Genomic DNA, 24,074 nt, shown 5'->3' with positions numbered 1-24,074 from the left:
TACTCAGCCTCTATTCGAACGGAAACCATGCTCCTTGGCAAGCCAGGCGATGAGCAGAGCGATGATTACCAGCAAGGAAAGTACCCATGGGAAAGAAATAACACCCAGCGTTTCAAGCAAAAGCGCACCGATTAATCCACCCCCGCCAATCGCCAAATTCCAGGCCGTCACCAGCATGGATTGCGCCACATCTGCATGATCGCCAGCGGCTTCGGCCACCGCTGTCTGCAGCAGCGTCGCTGCCCCGCCAAATGTCAGCCCCCACAATGCAATGGCTATATAAATGATCATCGACTCGCTGCTGCCTATTCCCAGCAGAATAGAGGCGACGGCGAAACCCGCGAGGCTTATTAAAACCATAGTCCGCAGCATGCGGTCAATCAACAGGCCAATAAGTATGATGCCCGCAACCGATGCCACTCCAAAAACTAGTAAAACAACATCAACGCGCTCCACAAGCCCAACCATAGCCAAATAGGGCGCTATATACGTATAAAGAATGTTATGTGCAAGCATCCAAGCCAGAACGACGGCTAAAACGGGCCTTACTCCCGGAATTGTCATTACGTTGTAGAGGGAACGTTTCTTGGCAGAAGGTTGTCCTGCAAAGTCGGGCATCTTCCACATCATCCACAAGATGAGCAGCATAGCAAGCAGCGACATGATTCCAAAAACAAACCGCCAGCCCGCAAATACACCAAGAAAAGTACCCGCCGGAACTCCCAGTGCAAGCGCAATTGGCGCCCCAAGCATCGCTACCGCCATGGCGCGGCCCTTCAGAGCATCAGGCACCATGCGGCGAGCATAGCCAGCTGACATGCCCCATAATATGCCAGAGCTTACACCCGCCATAAAACGGGCAATCAAGGTCAGCCCATAACTGGAGGAAAACGCCGTTACGCTGTTGAACAGCAAAAAGCCGAACATACATAGCAGAAGCAGAGGCCGTCTACGCCAATTGTTCGTAGCCGCGGTCAAAGGAATGGCTGTCAATAATGTTCCCAGCGCGTACGCGGTGACCAGTTGGCCGGCAAGCGACTCTGAAATATGGAGTCCCCGTCCGATTTGCGGCAGCAAACCTGCGGGAATCGTCTCGGTCAGAATACAAATAAATCCTGCCATAGCAAGCGCTAATAATGCGGCCCATGGCAAACGATCAGTAGCTGGGGTACTCGCTGCCGCTCGGCGGGCAGAAGTAAGTTGATGCTTGTTCAATGTAAAAACACTCCCTTAATAATAGGTTCACTCGTCAGCAAAGCCATCCATCGTTTTGCTGATTTAAGTTTACATATTTAAGAGCTTGATTTACATGCAATGAACAAGGCATACTTGTTATTTTTCAAAGGAATTGCATTTAATTGCCCTTCTCTGCCGTTAATTTAAAAGCGTATCCTCATCCAGCTCTTAATAAAATCGCCGTAATGCCCATTAATGCAAATTTTGCTGGAGCTAGGCGAAATCAAGGAGAAGCTTGTGCTTAGAATTCAACGCGCCCACGACTTTGGTCGGGTGCCGCCACCTGCCGCAGTCTGTTCCCAATCGCGGCGTTCTCCGATACAATATAGCCACATATGTTGGAGGAGCGATTGAAAATGGATTACGAACAGAAAGTGCACAACGAAATTGCCGCTTGGGAGCGCCAGTTGTTCAAGCCGCCCGGTTGGTTGGAGAGAACATCGAAGACGATTGGCAAGCGAATCAACGACTTGATTCCACCCAAGGTGCACAACGTCATGACGGCCACCATAAAATCCATCGTGCGGACAGCGCTGTTCGGTGCGGAATATACGCCTCAGCGACCGGTGCAGCGGACTCTTTCTCTAGAACATGCCGATCAAGAAGCTCAACGCTTGTTTTCCTTATACCAAAAAATCGCGACTGCCGAAGGCGCAGGCACTGGGGCGGGCGGCATTGTGCTTAACGTCGTGGACTTCCCTGCGTTAATCGCAATTAAGATGAAATTTTTGTTTGAATTGGCTCATAACTACGGGTATGACACGAAGGATTTTTCCGAGCGCGTTTTCATTCTTAAGGTGTTCCAAATGGCGTTCTCCGGTCCCGAACAGCGCGCCAAGCTGCTGGTCTCGATTAAGTGTTGGGATATTGAAAAGGAGCAGTGCTTCACGGATACCGATTACTCCAAAAACATGGACTGGGAGACGTTCCAGAAGGAATACCGCGACTCCATCGACTTTCGAAAAATGCTGCAGATGGTGCCGGGGATTGGAGCGGTGGCAGGCGCTTGGGCGAATTATACCATTCTCGAGGAGCTAGGCGAAGCCGCCATGAACGCCTATCGGTTGCGCAGATTGAGCGAGGGCCAATAAAGCATGTTGATTGATTGTCAGCATCGCAGCCAAGCCATTTGACTGGCTGCAATGCTGCTCCTTGATTGTTCAACTCATGTGTCTCGCTAGAGAAGTGGGGCTGTATTACACTATTCCAATATATCGACTATATCGATGTAGCCTTCTGCTGCATTCACGCGAATTCGCTGCCCATCCTTTATGAATTTGGTAGCATTTTCGCCCCCTACTAATCGCTTTTATATTCTAAAATATCGCCAGGCTGACATTCTAAAGCTTTACAAATGGCCTCTAAAGTCGATATCCGAATCGCTTTTGCCTTTCCATTTTTCAGGATAGAAAGGTTAGCCATCGTTATTCCAACCCTCTCCGAAAGCTCTGTTACGCTCATTTTCCTCTTCGCCAGCATTACATCAATATTAATGATTATCGCCATTTCATTCACCTCAGACCGTCAAATCATTTTCTGATTTTATATCAATAGCCTCTTGCAAAAGCCTCTGGAGAACTGCAGCAAACACAGCAATCACCAATGAGGCAAAAATGATGACCAGTCCGATTCCCATGAAGCCTGGGGGATCAACTTTCTGCGCGATCAGATAGAAGAATGGCATGCCTGCCACATACAGGCAGCTGATTAGGATTGCACAAAATTTTATGTTCTTTAAAACACGTACAGATAATTCCGAGAAAGCTTTATTGTGGTCAATATAGCTTAAAAGTTTTAAAGCTTGAAACAGTGCAAAGTAAAAAGGGATCGCTGCTGCATATAAATCGATGAAAAAGAGATATTTCAAATAAGCATGATCTGGATATGACTCTGCTATAAAATTCGCAATTTCTGGCACCAAAAATACGCATAAAGCAAGAACTGGAATGCCCATAAAAATAACCGCTGCCTTTAAAAAGAGTGTTGTTCCTCGTTCCATAAAAAGCCCCTCGCTTAGCATTAAATTTAATTCGACTCTAACATAATATTTATCGTTTTACAATAAAAATTCCATCCTATTTAATATACTTTTGTTGTTTTAAAGGATTCCATTTTCAAACTAAAAAGAGCATTCCTCTTTGCAGAGAAACGCTCTTTCAATCCTATTGCAGGAGGCTAAGCCGCCTCCGTCACTTTCTGACGTTCACGCTTACCACCAAATTTCAATACAAAAATGCCGCCGATAATGACCAATACGCCCAGAAGCTTGTTGACCGAAAACGGAACCTGCTTCAGCCCCATCCAGCCAAGCGAATCCCATAATAGGGCAAATAAAACCTCCGACGTCATGACAATGGCAATCGCGATCGTCGGGCTAAGCCGCTTCATCGCCTGCACGAGGCTCATAACTACACCTACCCCGATCAAACCGCTGAACCAAAACCATGGCTGCATCCCCTGCCAAGCAAACAGCTGCTTCCCTTCCAAAATAAAGCCAATCGTGAGCGAGGCTAGAAACCCGAGCCCCAATACGAGTGTCGTCGTCGCCCACGTCCCTGCCCGCTCATTTACCTTGCTGTTAAAAATCGCCTGTATGCTGACGAGCGCGCCCGCCATTAGCGAAAACAATATGCCTGTCATCATTAGCCCTGCTCTCCCTTCTGATCCGTTAAAGTATAATTGTGATGATTGGCCCGTTTGCTTAACGCTTCCTTATTTTTAATGACAATCCATTGCTTCGTTCGCTCGACGAGGCCTTCCTCGCAAAACTGCCGAATGACCCGGTTCAGGTGCCGATAGCTTGTGCCAATCAAATTAGCGACATCCTTCAAATTGTCCGTGCTGAGCTCCCCTTTAAATTGCTCATCGGATTCGTCGTAGGAAACCGACAGCAAATAGCTCGCCAGACGTACATCCACAGGCTGCATGACATTCAAGCTCATGGAATTGGATTTAAAATAAAACTTCCGCGTAATTTTCTCCAATAAAAATCGCAGCAGCGGCGCATAATCCCTTCCATGCTTATCCAGCCAGCGATGCTGAACCCCAATCATTATTACGGGAGATACAGCCTCCACTGTATTGAGAAACTCCGTGCCGCGAATATATTCCACATCGCCAATGACCTCAAGGGGCGTCTTAAAGGAAATAATGAGCGTCTTTCCCTCCGGCGAGTTCGTATATACTTTAATTTTCCCCTTCACGAGCACAAACATATGCTGGGGCGTCTCTCCTTGGCCGCAAATGAGCTCCTCCTGTTCAAAGCTGTACAAGTTCAAATAAGGAAGCAGCGGCTCATTGAACACCGCCTCCAGCTGATGCAGCTGCAAATATTGACCCAGCAGCTCGCGATCTTTAATTTCAATCATTTCCCCACTTCTTTCATGGCTTAGTTCGCCTTCGGCATCAGCCCTTTAATAAAAACACGCCGCTAATCATCATGCCAATGCCAATCAATTGCGACACCGTTATCCTTTGCTTCTTCAAGCCGAAAAAGCCATTCGTCTCTATTATAACCGTCATGCCGAGCTGGGCAATCAGCAGCATCGATACCATGAGCGTGACGCCGATCTGTTGAATAGCTGTTACATTGCTGAAAATAATAATAGCTGCAAAAGAGCCGCCTGCCAAATAGATAGGCTTCACCTGCTGAAATTCCCGCCATTTTCCGGCACCTACGCTCATCAAAATAATAAAAGCCACGATAAAGCCAGTAAATTGGGTAAGTGTTGCGGCCTGCCACGTTCCGATGCTTCCGCTTATTCGGGTATTGGCTATTCCCTGCAGCGTAATACATGCCCCTCCTAATATTGCAAACAAGATCCCTTTCATGAGTGCTCTCCCCGTCCTCTTCGTTTCCTTAATTAAACGGCAGAACACCGCATATTGGAAAGGACATATGTCCTGAGCAAGAAAAAGAGCAGCTTTATGAAAGGATACATGTGCTTGACTTACTTAATGGAGCTGGCTATATTCCATGTAAATTGTTTAATTCGATACGCCATTTTACCAGTAATCATGATATCCATTCCCCATTTGTGCACCCATGTTAATCCTTTTTCCGGCCCTAGTCCGATGCTGAAGCTATCCATATAGCCGGTATGCCGAGGAGCAGTTCTTCCTTCAAGATCAGCTGCTATCACTTTGCCAAGCCTTACCGCTTGCGGAATAGCCTCCTTGCAGGTCATCCCATCTGAACGGCCCGTATCCGGATCGATTACTTTCGCACAATCTCCTATGCTGTATATGCCGCTGGCAGCCTTAACCCGATAGCTTGCATCAATGTTTACAAACCCGTCCTCTGTTGTCGGCAAGCCCAGCTGTCTTAAAACTGGGTTTGGCATAAGGCCTAATGTCCAAACGCATAAGCCAACAGGCAGTTCTTCTCCACTGGCCGAAAGCAAGCGCCCGCCTGCCGCTGACAGCACTCGGCTTCCATGAACGACTGCTACTCCGTTATTCGTTAACAGCTGCTCCAGTTTCGAGGCCACTTTGCCTGGTCCATTCAAAAATAATCTTTCGTGTGCATTAAACAAGCGAATGTGTACTTGATGCGGATTTAATCCCAGCTGCTCCGCATCTGCCCGCACATAATGGGCTAATTCAGCGGCCGTTTCAATGCCGCTTATGCCAGCTCCCGCTACAGCAATCGTCATAAGGCGCTCTCGTTCGGCCGGATTGGCTTCAATTGCGGCCCGCTGTAAATTAGCACGCCATGCTGTCCGAATGTTCACCGCATGTTCCAGCGTAGTAAGCGGAAATCCGCCTTTTTCCTCGTCGAGCTGGCGGATGATACTGCCAATAGCTACTACAAGCACATCGTAGCTTAGCTGCTGCTCCTCCCCATTTGCATTCCGCAGCAGCAGTTGTTTCTCTGCCTTCTTAATTTCAGTAACCGTTGCCTCAACAAGCTCAACACCTTCAGGAAACATTTGGGCAAGTGGTATACAAATATTTTCGTCTGTTACCGCTGGCTTAAATAGGATAACCTTACGCAAGTGATAGCTATTTTTGTCAATTAATACGAATCGGATAGACTGGCTTCTTTTAATGTTAATTAAATTTTTGCGTAACTCCTTCATCGCATGAATACCCGCATATCCCGCTCCAATGACGACACAGGTCAACGTTTCCATTACAACCACTCCCTTTATGTTCGTTTGCTTATTTGCATGTATAACGACAAGAGAGTTTTTTTTGTGACACAGATCCGTTTTGTAGGTCTGGGCTTTTTTGCTATATTTTTATTTCCAACTACCTTGCGCGGAGTGACTGTTCTATGTATAATAATAAAAGTGTCACTCGGGGCCTTAGCTCAGCTGGTAGCATGTTATGCTGGCAGTAATGGGGTCAAAATTGCAAACGGGGCTATAGTTTAGGGGGAAAATAGGTCGCTGGCAGCGATCAGTCCGCGGTTCGATTCCGCGTAGCTCCATATATCTTAAACACAAACGGCAGAAATGCCGTTTTTTTTGCGTTTATTTTGTTCTATTCATGAAAGAAGGGAAAAAAATGAATAAAGAGACAGCCGAAAAAAAGCTGTTCTATTTGGACGGCATTAGGGGACTTGCAGCATTGGCCGTAGTAATTTCGCACTGCGTTAAATGGATGACCGCAACAAAGATTAGGACATCCCATGATGGATTTACGATGTAGACGAAACCAATCCCATAGGCTCCATACAAAAAACGTCACCACTTATCGCGGTGGCGTTTTTTTGTATGGAATGCTAACAGCGCACCCGCTGCACTATTCGATACTTTTCAAGGATTCAATCATATTGATTCGTGACACTTTTCTTCGAAGCAGCAAGCTCGAAAAAATCGTGAGCCCGAATGCAAGAATAACAGATTTCAGCATGACGAACAAACTTATTTGATCCGGGATTTGCTGATGAGTGCTGGAAAGCCCCATGACAACGAGGTCATACATATAGCCACTGATTGGTAACGCTACAAGTACCGCAAAGGCGGTGAGGATGATGTTTTCAAAGAAAATTAACCGGTTTATTTTATGCTTGGGATAGCCTAATACCTTTAGGGTGGCCATCTCACGGTTTCGTTCATAAATGTTTATGGAAGATATCGTATAAATGGCGCCAAAAGAAAGAACGACGGCACTAATGATAAACATGATAAACATAAAACTATTTTGCTTCAAAATAAATTCAGCCGATTTCTTAAGATCATTTTTATCTTCAAATGCATCTACATGCTGAGTTTGTTCAAAAAATTGGCGAATGCTTGTAAGGCTCGTGGAGCTGGTTTCCACTAATAGCGAGGTTGGCTTGTAGGCGATGCCAAGGCTCTCGAGATAAGCTGTCGTGCAATAAAAGGAAGGATTTGCATACTGGTTGGTTATTTTTACAACCTTCATATCGACTGTTTTATTGGCAAACGCTGACTCGGTGAGCTTGAGTTGAATGGTATCGCCTTCCGCAATCTTATAGTGGTCGGCATACGATTTGGGTACCAGCACACCATTGTCTTCCAAAGCGATTCGATTGTCATCTTCATCGAAGAAAGTAATGAGATTGTTTTCTTTTTCCGTTACCACTAACGTAGCATTTTCGTTATCATCGCCCTTTATGAATTTTACTGGAAAGGTGGATAGACCATAACTGCTTTTAACGCTGGAGGGCAGTTGCAAAGTATCCAGGGCTGCTCCTTTCTTGAAATCGACTTTTAAATCATAGGTATTCACCTCAGCAACCTGGTCAGCTACCTTTTGCAAGGAAGTTTGAGTACCGAAAGCAGTAATCAATAAAACCGTGCTCACCACTACACCAATGGAGCTCGCTAACGCTTTTTGTTTATTTAAAAATATATTTCTTAAAATGAGCTTGTAGCTGTAGGGAATACGACCCCAAATCCTCGGAATTCGTTCGATGAGCAGCTCCTTCATTTTTTGGGGCGGTTTTGGGCGCATTGCCTGGGCTGCACATTCTCGAAGTATGGCTTTGCTGCTCAAATAACTGGCCAGCATTCCAAATGCACTCGAAAACAGGATAGGTGGAATTACAGAGAAGAAGGAAAGCGAGAATGTAATGTCAGGCAGCGAGTAGGAATTTGCATTTGACGCCCTTACTAATGGAATAAATACATTAGCGGCAATGACGCAACCAAGAATGGAGCCTATGATCCCTACCAGTATCGGGTATCCCATATAATGAAGCATGATGTTTCTGTTTTTTATACCTAATGCCTTCATGATACCTACTTGGTTTCGTTGAGAATCAATAATTCGCGACATAGTGAGGAATAGGATAATCGCTTCAATTATAAAGAGAACCAACGGAATAACACTGCTCATCAATTGATTGTTTTTGATCGTTTGTTGGAGTTGAGAATAATTGAATGATCGCTCTTTACTCATATGTTCGACATAGGAGAGAGACTTGGATTTTGCTTCAATGGCTTGACCCAACCGGTCAATGTTGAAGCCTTCTTCAGCATCAACCAAGATCTCATTATAGTACAAGCTGTCTGTGAGTCGTAGTATTCCCGCTTCAGCCACATACGCAAATCCATTTGCTTTATGATCTTGGATTTCGTTCTTTTTGGCATATTCCACGTTCTCGCCCAAGCCGCTAATGGTGAATATCACATTTTTGTCCTTCACATTTAAATTTAGCTGCTCTCCGATTCGGTACTGATGCTCTTTAGCATAATGGGAATCTAGCAAGATTTCATTGTTATGCGACGGAATCCTGCCCTCAATCATCAAAGGTGTATTGATTTTATTGTTTACAGGGATAGAATGGACCTTTAAGGTCGCTTTCGTATTTTCAAAAGCTTGCGTCGCATTGAAGCTGTACCGTCCTTCGATTTTGTTTATACCTTGGATTTTGCTTAATTCCGCCAAGTCCTGACTTGTAATGTGGTTGTAATAGACATTCAGGTCGCTTAAATTATGCTCTTTAAAATAAGCCTTCGTGTAATGATTAAGATTATCGCTTAACGTGATCAGTCCCGCATAGAAAAAAGCGCCCACTGCAATTACCAACACAAAGGCGAAAAATTGCCCGATCGATTGTTTGATGTCCCTTAATGACTTTTTAAATAACTTCATCCTTACCACTCGATCCCTTCAACGCTTTGTTTGTTATGATTCACCGTAATGCTTTCGATCCTTCCGCTTTTCACCTGAATGATTTTATCCGCCATTGGAGCAATCGCCGTGTTATGTGTGACCAACACAACACATTTCTTCGTTTCCTTGTTCAAATCTTGAAGCAGTTTTAAGACGGCCTTCCCTGTAACGTAATCCAAAGCTCCAGTCGGTTCATCACAGAGTAGAAGCAACGGATTTTTAGCGACCGCTCTCGCTATCGCAACGCGCTGCTGTTCCCCGCCAGAGAGCTGGGAAGGAAAATTTCGTATGCGGTCCCTTAGTCCAACCTTATATAAAATGTCTTTGGCATCGAGATGGTTTTGACATACTTCCGTGGCAAATTCAACATTCTCCAGCGCATTTAAATTCGGAATCAAATTATAAAATTGAAATACAAAGCCAACATTTTCACCGCGATATTCAGTTAATTTTCTTTCGCTCAACCTTGTAATTTCTTCATTGCCAACAAACACTTGACCTGAAGTAGCGTTATCCATACCGCCAAGGATATTCAGAATCGTGCTTTTACCGGCGCCGCTAGCACCAAGAACAACGACAAATTCACCCGCATTTATGGAAAAGTCAACACCATTAAGAGCCTTGATAGGCACTTCGCCTATTTTGTATTCTTTCGTTACCTTTTTGAATTCGATTAAAGCTCCCATTTTTACAGCTCCCCATATCGTATTGGATTATACTTTCCAAATACTCTATTGGCCAGGTCAGGCCCTAGGTATATTGGTATGTTACTAATGTAGTATACTATAATACCGGATTGGATAACTGTCAATAACCGGAGCTGTTGTAAAAAAAGTTGCCCGTTGTTTTCTCCTGCGTTTGTTTGTTGACAATTGTTTGTACATAAGATATGGTTTGCTACTAGATGGGAAACAAACTACGATGCTGAGTGGTGAGGCAATGAACGTCACTTTCGACGATAAGCAACCAATATATCAACAGGTAGCTGATATAATTGAAGACGATATTCTGAACGGAACCTTTCGAGTTGACGAGCAAATTCTTTCCGTGGCTCAGTTTTCTCAGCTGTTTCAAATTAATCCAGCGACCGTAGTCAAGGGGATTAGCCTGCTCGTAAATGAAGGTGTTTTGTACAAAAAAAGAGGGCTTGGCATGTATGTCTCAACGGATGCGAGACAGAAGATTCAGAATCGGCGAAGAGAGCGTTTCTATAAGGAGATGTTGTCCAATCTGCTGATCGAAGCCGACAAACTCGAGCTGACAACCGGCGATATCGTAGACATGATCAAGCAGTTGAGAAAGGATTGAACGCATCGTGAGCATCGTATTGAGTTGCGACAAATTAATTAAAAAATACGGTCGAACTTACGCCTTACGGAATCTGGATCTACAGCTGGAAGAGAACGTCATTTATGGCTTGCTCGGGCGAAACGGCGCTGGCAAATCGACTTTGCTTAACTTAATCGCAGGCGGAATCCTGCCGAATGACGGCACAATTGAGGTAAGAGGAAAAAAGCTGGGCAGGGGAGAACTTCCGAAAGATTTCTGTTTCGTACCGGAGAATAACAAACGCTTCGGAGGAGCGCGAGTGATCGAAATTTTGCAGTTTGCTGCGAGTTTTCATCCCAATTGGAATTGGACATTAGCTCATAAGCTGCTCCAAACGTTTCGGCTTGATCCGGACAAAAAAATCAGACAGCTATCAAGAGGCGCGGGTTCACTCGTAGGAAACACCATTGGTCTGGCCAGCCGGGCACCATTGACATTATTCGACGAGCCAGTGCTCGGACTTGATTTTTTGATGCGTGAAAAGTTTTACAAAGAGTTAATGGAAGATTACGCAAATTACCCTCGAACGATTTTACTGTCTACGCATTTAATTGACGAAATCGTCCCTGTCGCAGAAAAAGTTTATATCATTGAAGATGGCTCCATTCTGCTTCATGATGATTTGGATCAAATACGAATGGCGGCTTTTTCTATTCGGGGAAATTCGGAAGCAGTGAAATCGTTCACAGCCGGGAAACGCGTACTGTATACGGAATCCTATGGCCACGGCACACTTGCCGCTATTTATGAACCGTTGAACGATAAGGACATGCAGCAGGCCCTCATGATGGACATTTCGATTGAAAATATGTCGCTTCAAAGGTTTTTCTCGTATTTGATCGAAGGAGGTCACTAAAGTGGGGGCATTGACCGTTCATCTAAAGGCAACCTATTTGCAAATGAGGATTTACATCTGGTTTATCATTATTTTAACTGTGCTTGGCAGACTGGCGGAGTTTATTGTTAACCTTCTTGTTAACAATAGTGGAGGTACTATCCTTTCGGCTGGCAACATGCTGATTCTCATTTTGCTTCTTTTGGCTATCGTGCTGCCACTCAGTTATTACAAACGCATCGTACAATTAGGAGCAAGCCGAAAGCAATATTTTTGGGGACTTCAATTCGTCTTTGCTGTCTGGGCAGCAGTGCTCGCTTTGCTTAATTCTTTGTGGACTCATGTTGAAGTAAATGTGCTCCAGGATCACGAGAGCACGGTTGGTCTTATAGAAGCATTTCATTGGGATGATTTTGGCTTGGCAGGTTCTTTTCTCTACCAAACCGTTTTTTATTTGATGGCGATGGCGCTGCTAAGTATGCTGATCTCCGGTTACTACCGCTTTACCGGCTGGCTGCTATGGGCTCTGATCGCTGCGGCGATCCCGGTTGGAACGTCGATTCCATCGCTGCGCGTTCATGTCGTCTCTTTTTTCAAAGCCCTATTATTCAATGGCTCGTTATTGGCGGGCGTTGGATTTAATCTTATTCTTTTCCTCACTTTCGTGGCAGGCGGCTGGCTTTTTACGAGGGGAAGAACGCACTGAATCATAACAAGTCCCGCTTCGAATTAGAAGAGACATTGAAGAGGCATATCCCCTCCCTAGACTGCATATAAAAGAAACGCCACCAACGTCATCATACAACGTTGGTGGCATTTCTTTTATATGGAATGCCTTGGAGCGAACCCCCGGGGTTTATTCCACGCGCACGGAGCGCCACTCCCCTATTGCCTCGACAGCTTTTGAACCATCTGATTCAAAAACAAATCCATCTCCGAACTATTTTCTAAGTTTACGAATTCAGATTTTATGATTTGGTGTCTCATCACTTTGTAATAATCGGATAATGCCTGCTTCAGCGATAAATGATGGAGCATCAGCAGCTTGGGATCAATCATTTTCCTAAGCATCGTGTCCATTTGAATAAGGAGAATAACGGAATTCAGACGCTGAAACACATCATTTTCCATCCCCCTGTCAAAAAACTCCCTCACCTGTTCATTGCGCAGCTCAACCTCATTTGAAAGCCTGTCATATAAGTGTGGATACAGGCTGCTTAACTCCTGCAAGAAAATATCAGACAAGTAAGCCGCTATAAGCAAAGACTGCTGGAACACTTTATCAAAGGATTTGACATAGGACAAATGATCGGTCAAGGTCCAGTCCTGCACCATGTCCGAAATATATGCCACGTAGCGACCTACAACCGCTTCAATGATCTCATCCTTGGAAGCAAAATATTTATACATGGTCGCCTTGCTGATATCCATATATTTAGCTGCATCATCCATCTTCAGCGAGGAAAATCCGTTTTTTTGCAGCACGGGTATAATCTTCATAATTAGCTTTTGGATCGTTTTATTTCTCTTCTCCAATGAAGGGGATTTCGTATCCATGGGGTAAAGCCTCCTAATTCTTCATACCTCGAATTATAACCCAATCCCACAAAAATTTGAACAATGTGTACTAATTGAACTTTTTTAGATTATTTAGTTTACTTTTTAGCTTTTCACATGCTATTGTTATCTTCAAGAAATGTAGAAACAAAAAGGAGGCTTGAACACGATGGAAACTTTGGCATTGGGTAGTCAAGGACTGCAAGTATCCCGTTTGGGATTAGGATGTATGGGAATGTCCGAATTTTATGGGGCAACGGATGAGCCAGAGTCTTTAAGCACGCTAAGTCACGCTCTGGAGTTAGGCATTACGTTTTTTGATACGGCGGATATTTACGGTTATGACGAGGACGGCATCGGTGCAAATGAAAAGTTGGTTGGTAAAGGGTTAAGGACACATCGTCAAGCCGTGCAGATTGCAACGAAATTTGGCTCCATACGCAATAAAACACAGCATCTAGGCTACAATGGAACGCCGCAGTATGTGAAGCAAGCCTGTGAGGCTAGTTTGCATCGCTTAGGCACAGACTACATCGATCTGTATTACTTGCATAGGGCAGATCCTAATGTTCCGATCACAGAGACGGTTGGTGCCATGGCTGAGCTCGTGAAAGAAGGAAAAGTCCGCTATTTGGGCCTGTCAGAAGTAACCTCTCTACAATTGGCCGATGCTCACGCTGTCTTTCCCATTACAGCCGTTCAAACGGAATATTCCTTATGGTCCAGAGAGCCTGAGCTTGGTATATTGAATGCTTGCAGAGAATTAGGCGTCGGTTTTGTCCCCTACAGTCCGCTTGGAAGAGGATTTTTGACTGGCACTCTCTCAAGTCGAAGCCAACTGGCACAAAGCGACTGGCGGATGTATAATCCCCGGTTTTCTGATGAGGCATTCGAACAAAATAAAAATATCGTCCATGGGATACAGCTGCTCGCCCAGCAAAAAGGAGTGACTCCCGCCCAAATCGCACTAGCTTGGGTAACCGCGCAAGGTAGCGATATCGTTCCGATTCCGGGCACAAAGCGCGTGAAATATTTGCAGCAAAATGTAGAGGCATTATCCATCCGCTTAACATCTGAAGAGCTATCCAGCTTGAATGAGCTTGCTCCTGTCGGCAGCACCTTCGGCAGCCGTTATTAAGCATGACAGGCTCATCATATTGAAAATGGAATAAACGCAAAGACGCCAGCCTTAACGGCTGGCGTCTTGTACAAGCTGCTGCATCAGTCTTTTCTGTCGTTGCTTCCCCCTTGCATACCGGCATAATAAGGCTCTCCCGGATCAAGGTCGAGGACGACGCGTCGTGGTGCGGCAAGAGCATATTGATGCTCACAGCGCCAGCGTATGTCCTCGGTTCCGCCGACCGTCTCTCCATCGTTGATAACATCCCCATTTTCAAATAAATAATAGGCGATATTCCCAAAATTTTGGGCTACCTCGTTAGGGTCTAAATCATAAAAGTGGCACTGCACATCCGGAATGCCGATTGCTGCAAGCCCTAGTGTATCCATTAACCATTCCTCGCGCTCGCTAGCTGTTAACCCTACATTATAGAAGCGAAAATTCATCGCACCGTACAACAAATTACCTTGCTCCAACATATCCAAATAGACGTTCGGCTCAACCAGCTTATCGCTCTCCTCTTCAAGAACTTGTTGCTCTTCCGGGCTTAGATCTTCAAACTGCTCATCCACATGTGTAGTCAACCATCAGCCTCTCCTTATATTCAAATATAAATGCTCGATATCATTTTATTTTAATAGGAAACACAGCCATGAACAACTTCACCAATTATAGGTTCCGATTTCAAATCAAAAAAAAAGGCCGAAGCCAGAAGCATCCTCTGCCCCTCACCCCAGCCTTCCTTAGCTATCAAGTTGCTATTGCCGCTATTTCCATACGACTTCCTCGCCGTAGTTTTTGCCCCAATCGTACATCATGCGCAGCACAGGCATCAGGCTTTCGCCGTAAGCCGTTAACGTATATTCCACTCGCGGCGGAACCTCCGCATACACTTTGCGCTCAACCAGCAAATCCTCCTCCAGCTCGCGGAGCTGATTCGTCAGCATTTTCTGGGTGATATGGGGAATCATTTTCTTCAGCTCACTGAAACGTTTCGTTCCTTCAAGACCAAGATGCCACAATATGATCAGCTTCCACTTGCCCCCAATGACGGCCAGCGTAAGCTCCTTCTCGCAGTTGATTTCACGTAAATTAATACGTTCCTTTAATTCCTGAGCCATATCCATTCCCCCTCCTTCCCAGTATACATGATGAAGCAGCTTCCAGCTATGCTGCGCGCCACCTGCTACTCCAGATTCGCGTGATTGCTGTACATGGTGTTGCCGCTAAGCCCTTTCTTCTCCATCAAGCTAAGAATAACCGCATCATAGAAAATTAGAAGGCCTTGTTCAAAAAGAGAAGCCATCGGCTGCACGGTCTGCTTGGCCCCATCCTGCTCTTCCTTCGCCGCAGCTTGCAGCGTTACGACGATATGCGCCGCACGTCCAAGCGCCGACTCTGGATTCGTCGTAATGACAGCCAGCTTGCCGCCGAGCGCCTCCGCCTTTTGTGCCATCGCAATGAGGCTGCTCGTCCCGCCTGAGCCCGAACCCAACACAAGTACATCGTCTTTGCCGAGTGCACGCGTCACCGTCTCGCCAGCCACATAAGCGTCAAAGCCCATATGCACGAGCCGCATTGCAAAAGCTTTGCCCATCAGGCCTGAGCGTCCAGCGCCTGAGACGAAAACACGCGGCGCGCGCATAATCGCATCAGCCAGCTCGCCTGCGGCTTCATCCGGAATGAGCTGCGTCAGCCGCTCCAGCTCCTGTACGATTTCTCCTGCAAGCTGACTAATACGCATCAGCTTTAGGCCTGTTTGATCCACTGCTGCATTTGCGATGCAGTTGCGGATTTATTTTCAACACCCGTAATTCCGCCGCCTACGATAACCAGATCAGGCTTTGCCGAAATAACCTCTTGCAGCGTATCGATTTTGATGCCGCCTGCGATTGCGGTTTTAGCTTGTTTTACAACACGCTTGATCGCTGCCAGCTCTTCGAAGGAGTTTTTGCCTTCTGCCTGGTGATCATAGCCGGAATGGACACAAATATAGTCTACCCCAAGCGCATCAATTTCTGCTGCACGGGCTTCAATATTTTTCACATTAATCATATCGACCATAATTTTGTTGCCCTGCTTGCGAGCTTCTTCAACCGCGCCCCTAATGGTGGAGTCGTCGGAAACACCAAGAACGGTAATAATGTCCGCACCCGCTTCGGAAGCCTTCATCACTTCATAGCCGCCAGCGTCCATAATTTTCAGATCGGCCAGCACTTTGAGGTTAGGGAAAGCTTCTTTAATCGCTTTTACCGCATGCAGACCCTCGTTGATAACGATAGGTGTTCCGATTTCAACGATGTCGATAAACGACTCAACCTCTTTGACCAAAACCTTTGCTTCCTCAATGTTCACCAAATCAAGCGCCAATTGCAATTCCATGTATACGCACACTCCTTTATCAAATGTTGGAAATTGTTAACCTTGCTACAGGTTTTAGTCTAGCCCCTTTCCGACATTTGAGGAAGTACGCACTTGAAAGTGGTGTAGTTACTTGAAGGATACTATTGCGGTTTATCAGGCTTTCTAGACAATTGTATAGTTCACCCAGCTGCCTTGAACCGCATCCATTTTAGCGAAAAATTGTTGGGCCCGCTTATTTTGCGGAGCTGTTATCCAGAACATATGAGCAAAGCCTTGCTCCTGTGTGTACGTTCTGCATGTCAAAAATAGCGCTTCCTCCACTTCCGTATCCCGATACGGCTCCAGCAGAAAAAAGTCATTCATTAGCGTAATCCGCGCTGTCTTCATTGTACTAATCGTAAAATATAAAGTAGCAAAGCCAATCAGCTGCTGCTCCTTCTCTACGACAAACTGGATACCGCCCTGCTTTTCCAGCAGCTGCTCAATTAATTGATGAATTTCTGGTGTGCCCGGCCAAGGATTTTGATAGAAGCCTACGATATAGTCGTGCATTAATTCGGTCAAGCTGCCGATATCCTTCTTTTCCGCCAGCCTAATTTTGAATGACATATAAAAAAACCTCCCTTTCAACAATGAATAATTATACACTTAACTGTTTTAATATTCAACTCACTATTGTTTAAGGCGTTCTAACGCAAAAAAACAAAAAAACAAAAAAACAACGCCTGGAGCGGCGCTGTTTTCTCCAATCTATTCATACCGCTGCTTCGGAAGCAGCATTAGATTTAATCCTTCATTCCATTGGGTGAGCTGTCCTTCGACAGCAGACTGCTAAGCTCCTTCATGAACATATCGATGTCCTTGAACTGCCGATAAACAGAAGCAAAACGGACATAAGCTACTTCATCTACTGGATACAGCTGTCCCATCACCAGTTCGCCAATGACACGGCTCTCCACCTCGGCGTGTGCAGTTGTGCGCAGCTCCTTCTCTACCTCAGAAACGACAACCTCCAGCCTTTCAGCGGGCACGGGGCGCTTCTCGCAAGCACGGATTAAACCACGCAAAATTTTATCACGGCTGAACTCTTCACGGCTGCCATCCTTCTTGATGACAACGAGCGGCGTTTCCTCAATCATCTCGAACGTCGTGAAGCGGCTTTTGCATTTCTCACATTCCCGGCGGCGGCGAATGGACTTGTTCTCGTTAGCGGGACGCGAATCCAGCACCTTCGTTCCGGAGTAGTCGCAATATGGACACTTCATTCTCTTTTCCTCCCTTCTAAGCTATCCCTAAAAATTACCAAACAATCCCTGTAATGAAGTTCGGATTTTCGCACATAATACTTTTACCAACCGCGAGGAGGTGAACACACATGAGCGCAAACCGCAGCAGCAACCAACTGGTTGTACCACAAGCGACAGCAGCACTCGACCAAATGAAATTCGAGGTTGCTCAAGAGCTTGGAATCGCGATTCCACAAGACGGTTACTACGGTAACATGGCTACAAAGGACGCTGGTTCCATCGGAGGGTACATTACCCGCCGTCTGGTACAAATCGCTGAGCAATCCCTTGCAGGGGGCTCCCATTAATAAATAGCTCTTGTAATAACAGACAGCTTTGGCTGCTTAAGTCCTGAAGTGACGAGCAGCCAAAGCTTCTTCCTGTTTACGGCTCAAGTTCCGGGTACAAGTCTTTGTACTTATTATAATACTTCACGACCTTTTGTACATAATCGCGTGTTTCTTTATATGGAATTTTAGCGGCTTCTTCGAACGTGCCGTCCCATTCCCCCGAATCGAGCCATTGCCGGACTTTACCTGGTCCTGCATTGTAGGCAGCAATGACAACGATATTATTTTCATCAAATTGTTTGTGCAGTGAAGCCAGATACCATACCCCCAGCTCGATGCTCACATCAGCACGATTGCGCAGCGTCTCCTCTGTCACCTGCTCGAAGCCTGCCTTCTCGACAATCCATTTGGCGGTGGTCGGCATAATTTGCATCAGTCCGAGCGCACCTTTCTTCGAAACTTTGCCCGTCTGGAAATTCGTCTCCGCTTTAATAATGGCCGCCACCAGATGGGGATCAACCTGATAGCTAATGGCACTTGCCCGAATATCGGCCTTATAATCAATAGGATAGAGCTTCTTGAGCATCCATGCGGGCTGAGCGACAATAATGACAACTATGATAATAAATAATAGCAAAAACAGCCTTCTACGAGCGACCTTTCTTCTCTTGGCCCTCAGCATGTATGACCCATGCTCTGCCAAAACGCCTGAACCTGCTCCCTCGTCTGCGTCAGCGTTCCACTGTTGTCGATGACCCAATTAGCTCTGCGCTTCTTCTCTTCCATGCTCAGTTGCAGCCCCATGCGCCGCCTTGCTTCCTGCTCATCTACGTTGTTGCGCGCCATCAGGCGCTCCAACTGGATATGCTCTGGCACATACACAACAAGCACGCCTTCATATAAATGGTCCTGCTCCGTCTCATACAGCAGCGGAATATCAGCAACGACCAGCTTGCCTGGATGCTGCCGTTCATAGTCAGCCATTCGCTGCTGCATCGTAGACCGAATAGCCGGATGCAAAATCGCCTCAAGCTGCCCCAGCTGCGCTTTATTATTAAATACGATTTGGCCGAGCGCTGCCCGATCAAGTGTACCGTCTTTATGTAACACAGCTTGTCCAAACGCAGAGGCGACCGCCGCTAGAGCGGGCTCCCCTGGCAAAACAACTTCCCTTGCTACCTGATCGGCATCCACCAGCAGCGCTCCAAGCTCCACTAATAGGTGGGCAACGGTGCTTTTTCCAGTAGCAATGCCGCCGGTTAATCCGATCCTCATGCCCTTCCACCTCATCTTTACAGCAGCTTTGATATTCCAATCATAATAAGCAAAATGCCTGGCAGTACCGCCAGCGCCTGCATGCCCTTCCAATGCGAGAAGCGAAAGCCGAAGCTGATGCCCCCTAGCAAAAATAGGGCGCTAGCCGCAGCAATCACAATCGCTGTCAGCAAAGCAGGCAAACCAATCATCGCGGCCCCGATTCCTGCGCCGAAAGCATCGAGCGATAGCGCTACGCCGAGCATAATCGCCTCGGAGGCGGAAATCGTGCCCGACTTATCAACGTCAGCAGCCTGCGGTGTCCGTAAAATCTGAATGACAAGCCCAATGCGTTTCAGCTCAACAATCACAACGAGCACCGGATGGCTTGCCTCCGCAGCGTTTGTTTCTACTGCCGCCAGATCGGAACGATCCTCTGAAACCGGGCCGCTAGCACCAGAAGCGGCAGACGCATTTTCCACATCCACCTTCTTGCTTTCATGGCGATTTCGCCGCAGCTGAAGCAGCGCCCAACAGCCAATACCCATCAGCACGATGGCGCCAATCAAGCTTGCCGAGCCTGGCGACAAATAATTGGCGATAACGCTGCCTAGCTTCATAGACAATAAAATGATCAGGCCTGAACAGCACGCGATAATCAGCACGGACAGCAACGGGATGCGAATGCGGCGCAAACCATACGTAATGCCAACACCGAAGCCGTCCACGCTCACAGCAAAAGCGAGCACGATCAACGAAACCAGATGCAAAGCCAACCCTCGTCACTCCCTGCATACGCAGGTGCCCCGATTTCACCCTACAGGGCATCTGCCTATTGTTCTTCACAACAGCATATGCAGATGCATGCCTAGGGTGAATGACTACATCATGGAGGGCTTGGCTTTAGTTATCGCGATTAGCCGGCGCTTTGCTCGCCTGCTTGCTCCGGCGCCTTCTGGCAGCTAGGGCAAATATGCGTGCCTCTGCCTCCAACAACAAACTTTTCAATGGCTTCTCCGCAAACCGGGCACGGCTCGTCCTTTCGGCCATAAACGAGCAGCTGATGCTGGAACATGCCCATCTCGCCTTGCCCATTTACATAGGATTTGATCGATGAGCCGCCCGCTTCCACCGCTTTGCCAAGCGTCGAACAGATCGCTGCATGCAGCTTATCCCATTCTCCGGCAGTAAGCGAGCTGGCGCTCCGCTCAGGATGGATACCCGCTTGAAACAGCGCCTCATCTACATAAATATTACCCAACCCGACCACATATTCCTGATTGAGCAGCAGCGGCTTGATTTTCGTAGAGCGCCTTGCCAGCTTGGCATGCAACACATCGCGAGTAAATGCAGGCTCAAGCGGCTCAAGGCCCAGCTTATTCAGCGGCGGCAGCTCAAACTCCGTGCCCGGCGTGAACAAGTGCATCGTGCCAAACTGCCTGACATCTTTATATCTTAAATCCGTTCCATCCTCAAAATGGAACAGGACATGCGTATGAAGCTCGATGGGCTCATCGCTTTGAAATAATCCATAGCGGCCTTCCATGCGCAAATGCGATACGAGCACAAGCCCGTCCATGACGATACGCAAAAACTTTCCGCGCCGCTCGACCGTCTCGATTGTCATGCCGACGAGCGCATCCTCAAATTGCTCCGGCACAGCCGGACGCTGAATAATGCGGGGCAGCCGCACCGTAACCGATTTAATCTTTTTTCCTGCAACAAGCTCAATTAATGTTCGTCTAACCGTTTCTACCTCTGGAAGTTCCGGCATTGCATCTCACCTCAACTTCTATTATACCTGATTTCCGCTCCCAGCGGGTTATTTCGCTTCATACCAGTTCGCTCCAAAACTGACGTCCGCCTTAAGCGGAACATCGAGCTTGATGGCGGATTCCATCACTTCAGGAAGAAGTTTCTTCATCTGTTCCAGCTCATCCTCTGGCACCTCAAATACCAATTCATCGTGTACTTGGAGCAGCATGCGGCTTTTGAGCTTCAGCTCGTGCAGCTTCTTATTCATATGCACCATCGCCAGCTTAATAATGTCCGCTGCTGTGCCTTGGATCGGCGAATTCATTGCGGTGCGCTCTGCGAAAGAGCGTTTATTGAAATTCGAATGATTAATATCCGGCAAATACCGCCTGCGATCGAGCAAAGTCGTCACATAGCCTTGCTTCGCCGCCTCGACTTTAATCCGATCCATAAACGACTTCACGCCTTTGAAGACGCCGAGATATTGCTCAATAAACCGACCGGCTTCATTTCGCGTAATGTTCAGGTTGTTGGACAGCCCAAAGTCGCTGATGCCATACACAATGCCGAAATTGACCGCCTTCGCCGAGCGGCGCATATTGGAATCCACCTGATCCTCGGTTACGCCAAATACGTCCATCGCCGTTTTTGTATGAATGTCCATGTCCTGAATGAACGCTTCCTTCATATTCTCATCGCCGGAAATATGGGCGAGCACGCGCAGCTCAATTTGCGAATAGTCTGCTGCTAGAATGGTCCAGCCAGGCTCGGACGGAACGAATGCTTTGCGGATTTTGCGGCCCTCTTCCAGACGGATCGGAATGTTTTGCAAATTCGGGAATTGGCTGCTCAGACGGCCTGTTGCCGCTATCGTCTGGCGGAAATACGTATGGATTTTGCCTGTCTGCTCGCGAATCTCCTTGAGCAGCCCTTCCACATAGGTGGATTGCAGCTTCGCCAGCGTCCGGTAATGCAAAATCAGCGGAACAATTTCACTGTATGGCGCCAGCTCCTCGAGTACCTCGGCATCTGTCGAGTAGCCCGTTTTCGTCTTTTTCCTCGCGGGCAAGCCCAGCTTCTCGAACAGCACCTCGCCCAATTGCTTCGGCGAATTCAAATTAAATTCCATACCCGCCTGCTTGTAAATTTCCGTCACCAGCGTCGTAAGCTGACGCTCCAATTCGCTGCCAAGCATCTCCAGCTCCGCCTTCTCGACGCTGATGCCCTGATGCTCCATCCCCGCCAATATAACGGAGAGCGGCAGCTCCAGCTCTTCATACAAGCTGAGCATGCCTGTTTCCTTCAGCTCGTCGCGCTGCAAAGGCGCCACTCTGCGCACCGCATCGGCTTTCGTTGCCAGATGCTGATACAGCACGGCCGCAGCTGGTACTTTAAGCTTCGCTCCTTTGCCGTATACCGACTCATCGCTAGGCACAGCTGGCTGTTCGTAGCGATGGGTAATGCCGGAGAGCAAAAGGCTCGATTCCGTCGGATCAATCACATAAGCAGCCAACTGGACATCAAAGCTCACGCCGCTCAGCGTGATGCCCGCCCACTTCAAAGCCAGCTCCACTTTATGCGTATCAAAGCCGACCTTCTTCTTGCTAGGATCAGCGAGCCAGCTCCGCAGCGGCTCTGCGAAAGCTTCCTTCAGCGCGGCGAAAGGCAGCGCATATGCCGCTTCGGCGTTTGCCAGCGCCAGCCCGACCAGCTCAGCCTGATGCGGATTTTCGCCTATCGCTTCCACATATAGACCGAAGCCGCTGTCATCTGCTTCAAGCGCCTTCATCAGCTCATCGAGCTTCGGCGCATCCGCAGCCGACTCTATCGCAATCAGGTTCAGCTCGGCCGCTTCGCCTGCTGAACCGCTTCCTTCGCCGCTCAGTCCGAGCCGTTCCTGAACGGATCGGAATTCCAGCCGGCGCAGCACATCCGCAAGCGCGGGCCCATTAAAGCCGCTGTAGCGAATCGCCTCCGGCTCCTGCTCCGGCGCAAGCGGCACCTCGCGGTGAATCGTCGCGAGCTTCTTGCTCATCACCGCATCCTCTTTATGCTGCTCGACCTTTTCCTTCATCTTGCCCTTCAAGCTCGCTGTATTCGCCAGCACTTCTTCAACCGTGCCGAATTCATGCAGCATCTTGAGCGCTGTTTTCTCGCCAACACCCGGAATGCCCGGAATATTGTCGGAGGCATCGCCCATCAGCCCTTTTAAATCAATGATTTGATTCGGCGTCAGTCCGTATTTCTCCTTAATTTCAGCCGGAGAATATCGCTCCTGCTCGCTCACCCCTTTGCGCGTCAGCGCTACGGTCACATGCTCCGATACGAGCTGGAGCATATCCTTGTCGCCCGTGACGACAAGCGTCTCGACCTTCTGCTCGTCCGCAAGCCGGGTGAGCGTGCCAATAATATCGTCCGCTTCAAACCCGTTCAGCTCAAACTGCGCAATTTGAAAAGCCTGCAGCAGCTCCTTGAGCACCGGAAACTGTTCCGACAGCTCCGGTGGCGTTTTTTCCCGTCCGCCTTTATATTCTGCATATCCTTCATGGCGAAAGGTTGCCTTCCCTGCATCAAATGCAACGAGCACATGCGTCGGCTTCTCGTCTTCCAGCAGCTTAAGCAGCATCGTTGTAAAGCCATATATCGCATTCGTATGTAAACCAGCCGAATTCGTAAGCGGAGGCATTGCAAAAAATGCCCGGTACGCAATACTATTGCCATCTAACAACATCCATTTATCCATTATTGACACCTCATTTATCGGTTCTAATGGTTATCATACCATAACTGCAAATGCCTTTGCTTCCTTCTCGCGCTGGGCAGCCAACATTCCTGAAAACCCGCTTCCGCAGCTAGCATTAGCAAGGCTGCCGTCCACTTCATACATGGCCCATTTCGCGAAAAAAAGCTCTCTCCAAGCTCCATATGGATCGCTCAGAAACAGCTTTTCTCATCCC

At 47.4% G+C, this 24,074-nt stretch carries 28 protein-coding genes and 1 tRNA gene; 8 read left to right on the top strand and 21 right to left on the bottom strand.

From position 1 onward, the window contains the following. Positions 1-3 precede the first annotated feature (3 nt). Complete coding sequence (locus tag AC6B99_RS09180; RefSeq protein WP_496663227.1) at positions 4-1,215, bottom strand: MFS transporter; 1,212 nt, start codon at positions 1,213-1,215, stop codon at positions 4-6. A gap of 377 nt (positions 1,216-1,592) precedes the next feature. Between AC6B99_RS09180 and AC6B99_RS09175 the strand changes: the two genes are divergently transcribed. Then, positions 1,593-2,327: an EcsC family protein gene (locus AC6B99_RS09175; protein ID WP_056030122.1), complete on the top strand. Its 735-nt coding sequence runs from the start codon at positions 1,593-1,595 to the stop codon at positions 2,325-2,327. Between the two features lie 208 nt (positions 2,328-2,535). Here AC6B99_RS09175 and AC6B99_RS09170 read toward each other — a convergent pair whose 3' ends face one another. The 6 genes from AC6B99_RS09170 to AC6B99_RS09145 form a co-directional block, all read right to left on the bottom strand. Then, complete coding sequence (locus tag AC6B99_RS09170; protein ID WP_056030125.1) at positions 2,536-2,742, bottom strand: helix-turn-helix domain-containing protein; 207 nt, start codon at positions 2,740-2,742, stop codon at positions 2,536-2,538. Between the two features lie 10 nt (positions 2,743-2,752). Continuing rightward, positions 2,753-3,235 (bottom strand): DUF2975 domain-containing protein, encoded by a 483-nt coding sequence (locus AC6B99_RS09165; RefSeq protein WP_056030128.1) that lies wholly within the window; start codon positions 3,233-3,235, stop codon positions 2,753-2,755. Between the two features lie 176 nt (positions 3,236-3,411). Continuing rightward, positions 3,412-3,879: a DMT family transporter gene (locus tag AC6B99_RS09160; protein WP_496663226.1), complete on the bottom strand. Its 468-nt coding sequence runs from the start codon at positions 3,877-3,879 to the stop codon at positions 3,412-3,414. Beyond that, entirely contained in the window at positions 3,879-4,604 is a 726-nt protein-coding gene (locus AC6B99_RS09155; RefSeq protein ID WP_056030134.1) for a Crp/Fnr family transcriptional regulator, read from the bottom strand. The genes AC6B99_RS09160 and AC6B99_RS09155 overlap by 1 nt, the downstream gene beginning before the upstream one ends. 37 nt (positions 4,605-4,641) lie before the next feature. Then, positions 4,642-5,067: a DMT family transporter gene (locus tag AC6B99_RS09150; RefSeq protein ID WP_494857986.1), complete on the bottom strand. Its 426-nt coding sequence runs from the start codon at positions 5,065-5,067 to the stop codon at positions 4,642-4,644. Between the two features lie 119 nt (positions 5,068-5,186). Further along, positions 5,187-6,371, bottom strand: a complete 1,185-nt coding sequence (locus AC6B99_RS09145) for an NAD(P)/FAD-dependent oxidoreductase (RefSeq protein WP_496663225.1) — start codon at positions 6,369-6,371, stop codon at positions 5,187-5,189. A 228-nt stretch (positions 6,372-6,599) separates the two neighbouring features. On the opposite strand from AC6B99_RS09145, the gene AC6B99_RS09140 reads away from it, so the two are divergent. Beyond that, positions 6,600-6,670: transfer RNA gene (locus AC6B99_RS09140), tRNA-Ala, on the top strand. A gap of 77 nt (positions 6,671-6,747) precedes the next feature. Beyond that, positions 6,748-6,891 (top strand): hypothetical protein, encoded by a 144-nt coding sequence (locus AC6B99_RS09135; RefSeq protein ID WP_155972772.1) that lies wholly within the window; start codon positions 6,748-6,750, stop codon positions 6,889-6,891. A 93-nt stretch (positions 6,892-6,984) separates the two neighbouring features. Here AC6B99_RS09135 and AC6B99_RS09130 read toward each other — a convergent pair whose 3' ends face one another. Together AC6B99_RS09130 and AC6B99_RS09125 are read right to left on the bottom strand one after the other, a co-directional pair. Then, positions 6,985-9,306, bottom strand: coding sequence for an ABC transporter permease (locus tag AC6B99_RS09130; protein ID WP_496663224.1), 2,322 nt, complete (start codon positions 9,304-9,306; stop codon positions 6,985-6,987). A 2-nt stretch (positions 9,307-9,308) separates the two neighbouring features. Then, positions 9,309-10,013, bottom strand: a complete 705-nt coding sequence (locus AC6B99_RS09125) for an ABC transporter ATP-binding protein (protein WP_056030144.1) — start codon at positions 10,011-10,013, stop codon at positions 9,309-9,311. Positions 10,014-10,248: 235 nt separating this feature from the next. Between AC6B99_RS09125 and AC6B99_RS09120 the strand changes: the two genes are divergently transcribed. The 3 genes from AC6B99_RS09120 to AC6B99_RS09110 are packed head-to-tail and all read left to right on the top strand — an operon-like array spanning position 10,249 to position 12,197. Next, the gene (locus AC6B99_RS09120) at positions 10,249-10,635 is read left to right on the top strand and encodes a GntR family transcriptional regulator (RefSeq protein ID WP_056030147.1); all 387 of its coding nucleotides are present in this window, start codon (positions 10,249-10,251) and stop codon (positions 10,633-10,635) included. Between the two features lie 7 nt (positions 10,636-10,642). Further along, on the top strand, positions 10,643-11,512 hold the full coding sequence (locus tag AC6B99_RS09115; protein WP_056030152.1) for an ATP-binding cassette domain-containing protein: 870 nt from the start codon (positions 10,643-10,645) through the stop codon (positions 11,510-11,512). Between the two features lies 1 nt (position 11,513). Beyond that, on the top strand, positions 11,514-12,197 hold the full coding sequence (locus AC6B99_RS09110; RefSeq protein ID WP_056030154.1) for a hypothetical protein: 684 nt from the start codon (positions 11,514-11,516) through the stop codon (positions 12,195-12,197). Between the two features lie 179 nt (positions 12,198-12,376). On the opposite strand, the gene AC6B99_RS09105 is transcribed toward AC6B99_RS09110, so the two are convergent. Beyond that, positions 12,377-13,048, bottom strand: coding sequence for a TetR/AcrR family transcriptional regulator (locus AC6B99_RS09105; RefSeq protein ID WP_496663223.1), 672 nt, complete (start codon positions 13,046-13,048; stop codon positions 12,377-12,379). A gap of 169 nt (positions 13,049-13,217) precedes the next feature. On the opposite strand from AC6B99_RS09105, the gene AC6B99_RS09100 reads away from it, so the two are divergent. Continuing rightward, positions 13,218-14,186, top strand: coding sequence for an aldo/keto reductase (locus AC6B99_RS09100; RefSeq protein WP_496663222.1), 969 nt, complete (start codon positions 13,218-13,220; stop codon positions 14,184-14,186). Positions 14,187-14,269: 83 nt separating this feature from the next. Here the strand turns inward: AC6B99_RS09100 and AC6B99_RS09095 are convergent, their stop codons facing one another. The 6 genes from AC6B99_RS09095 to nrdR form a co-directional block, all read right to left on the bottom strand. Continuing rightward, on the bottom strand, positions 14,270-14,752 hold the full coding sequence (locus AC6B99_RS09095; protein WP_496663221.1) for a DUF4261 domain-containing protein: 483 nt from the start codon (positions 14,750-14,752) through the stop codon (positions 14,270-14,272). A 183-nt stretch (positions 14,753-14,935) separates the two neighbouring features. Further along, positions 14,936-15,289, bottom strand: coding sequence for a winged helix-turn-helix transcriptional regulator (locus tag AC6B99_RS09090; protein ID WP_046230239.1), 354 nt, complete (start codon positions 15,287-15,289; stop codon positions 14,936-14,938). A gap of 65 nt (positions 15,290-15,354) precedes the next feature. Beyond that, the gene (gene hxlB / locus AC6B99_RS09085) at positions 15,355-15,912 is read right to left on the bottom strand and encodes a 6-phospho-3-hexuloisomerase (RefSeq protein ID WP_056030164.1); all 558 of its coding nucleotides are present in this window, start codon (positions 15,910-15,912) and stop codon (positions 15,355-15,357) included. 5 nt (positions 15,913-15,917) lie between these two features. Beyond that, positions 15,918-16,550, bottom strand: a complete 633-nt coding sequence (hxlA, locus tag AC6B99_RS09080; protein ID WP_056030167.1) for a 3-hexulose-6-phosphate synthase — start codon at positions 16,548-16,550, stop codon at positions 15,918-15,920. A gap of 144 nt (positions 16,551-16,694) precedes the next feature. Next, a complete protein-coding gene (locus AC6B99_RS09075) occupies positions 16,695-17,141 on the bottom strand; it encodes a GNAT family N-acetyltransferase (RefSeq protein WP_056030170.1) in 447 nt (148 codons plus the stop codon). A 176-nt stretch (positions 17,142-17,317) separates the two neighbouring features. Next, the gene (nrdR, locus tag AC6B99_RS09070) at positions 17,318-17,797 is read right to left on the bottom strand and encodes a transcriptional regulator NrdR (protein WP_046230243.1); all 480 of its coding nucleotides are present in this window, start codon (positions 17,795-17,797) and stop codon (positions 17,318-17,320) included. A 110-nt stretch (positions 17,798-17,907) separates the two neighbouring features. On the opposite strand from nrdR, the gene AC6B99_RS09065 reads away from it, so the two are divergent. After that, the gene (locus AC6B99_RS09065) at positions 17,908-18,126 is read left to right on the top strand and encodes an alpha/beta-type small acid-soluble spore protein (RefSeq protein WP_046230244.1); all 219 of its coding nucleotides are present in this window, start codon (positions 17,908-17,910) and stop codon (positions 18,124-18,126) included. A 76-nt stretch (positions 18,127-18,202) separates the two neighbouring features. On the opposite strand, the gene AC6B99_RS09060 is transcribed toward AC6B99_RS09065, so the two are convergent. From AC6B99_RS09060 to polA, 5 genes are all read right to left on the bottom strand, one after another. Next, entirely contained in the window at positions 18,203-18,745 is a 543-nt protein-coding gene (locus tag AC6B99_RS09060) for a lytic transglycosylase domain-containing protein (protein WP_331458039.1), read from the bottom strand. A 38-nt stretch (positions 18,746-18,783) separates the two neighbouring features. Then, a complete protein-coding gene (gene coaE, locus AC6B99_RS09055) occupies positions 18,784-19,383 on the bottom strand; it encodes a dephospho-CoA kinase (RefSeq protein ID WP_056030176.1) in 600 nt (199 codons plus the stop codon). Between the two features lie 17 nt (positions 19,384-19,400). Continuing rightward, complete coding sequence (locus tag AC6B99_RS09050) at positions 19,401-20,138, bottom strand: MntP/YtaF family protein (RefSeq protein WP_056030179.1); 738 nt, start codon at positions 20,136-20,138, stop codon at positions 19,401-19,403. A 140-nt stretch (positions 20,139-20,278) separates the two neighbouring features. Next, positions 20,279-21,136: a DNA-formamidopyrimidine glycosylase gene (gene mutM, locus AC6B99_RS09045; protein WP_494878403.1), complete on the bottom strand. Its 858-nt coding sequence runs from the start codon at positions 21,134-21,136 to the stop codon at positions 20,279-20,281. Positions 21,137-21,184: 48 nt separating this feature from the next. Beyond that, positions 21,185-23,860: a DNA polymerase I gene (gene polA, locus AC6B99_RS09040; RefSeq protein ID WP_056030185.1), complete on the bottom strand. Its 2,676-nt coding sequence runs from the start codon at positions 23,858-23,860 to the stop codon at positions 21,185-21,187. Positions 23,861-24,074: the final 214 nt, after the last annotated feature.

This window comes from Paenibacillus liaoningensis (assembly GCF_059609455.1).
Note: the sequence above shows the minus strand (reverse complement) of the source record. Positions and strands in the feature narration are given on the sequence as shown.